Source organism: Corallococcus sp. AB049A, from assembly GCF_003668885.1.
GTDB classification, from domain to species: domain Bacteria; phylum Myxococcota; class Myxococcia; order Myxococcales; family Myxococcaceae; genus Corallococcus; species Corallococcus interemptor.
The window spans coordinates 1-1005 of sequence record NZ_RAWL01000826.1 but is presented as its reverse complement, the minus strand read 5'-3'; the positions used below and the strand labels follow the sequence as shown (position 1 = coordinate 1005).

Genomic DNA, 1005 nt, shown 5'->3' with positions numbered 1-1005 from the left:
CCTCCGGGGACCGCGCCAGCCGCGCGCCCCACGCCGCCCCCTGTCGCGCCGCCAGCGGCGGCCCGGCCGGCTTCGGGTCAGGTTCCATCGGTGGCACCGGCGGCGGCACGGCCTGCGTCGGGTCAGGTTCCCTCGGTGGCTCCAGCGGCGGCCCGGCCTGCGTCGGGGCAGGCTCCCTCGGTGGCTCCGGCAGCCTCGCAGGCTCCTGCCGTGGGCGGCGTCCCGCCTGTGGCTCCAGCGACGGCCCGGCCTGCGTCGTCCAGTGGAGTGCCCTCGGTCGCGCCCGCGGCTGGAGCCCCCGTGACTGGAACTCCGCCGCGCCCGACGCCCGCGGGCCTCGCACCCGTGGGAGCCGCGCCTCGTGGGGCACCGCCGGGCATTGCCCCTGCGGGAGTCCCCGCTGCATCACGGCCGACGGTGTCCGGGGTTCCATCCGTTGGCGTCGCGTCACCTCCGCCCGCGACGACCGCGCAGTCGCGGCCCACCGTCACCGCGATTCCGGCGGTCGGTACGGTGGCTCCCCCGCAGGCTCCAGCAGCCCCCACGACGCCTCGCGCGACCGTGACGGCGATTCCGCCGCAAGCACCTGCGACGCCTGCCGGTGCTCGCCCCACCGTCTCCGCCATTCCGGCCGTGGGCGCGGTGGCGCCGCCGCAAGCTCCTGCGACGCCTGCCGGGGCTCGTCCCACCGTCTCCGCCATTCCGGCCGTGGGCGCGGTGGCTCCTCCTCAGGCTCCGGCGGTTCCCACCGGTGCGCGCCCCACCACCACGACGCCCGCCGTGGGCGCTGGGACTCCGCCCCAGGCTCCCGCGTCGATGCCTCGCATCGCACCCGTCGTTCCGCCCAACGTGAGCGCTTCGCCCGCGATGCCTCCCGCCATGCCTCCCGCCATGCCTCCGGCGGTGCCGGGCGTCGCGCCCATGGCCACGCCGCCTCCCGTGGCGCGCGGCCCCGCCGCCGTGCCGACCATGCAGCCGCTGAGCCCCGCGGTTCCTCCGGTGGCT

1 pseudogene is annotated in these 1005 nt (G+C 78.3%); it reads right to left on the bottom strand.

Annotated elements, in window-relative coordinates:
* Window positions 1-728: 728 nt before the first annotated feature.
* Window positions 729-1005, bottom strand: a pseudogene (locus D7X55_RS43800) (hypothetical protein); the annotation flags it as partial.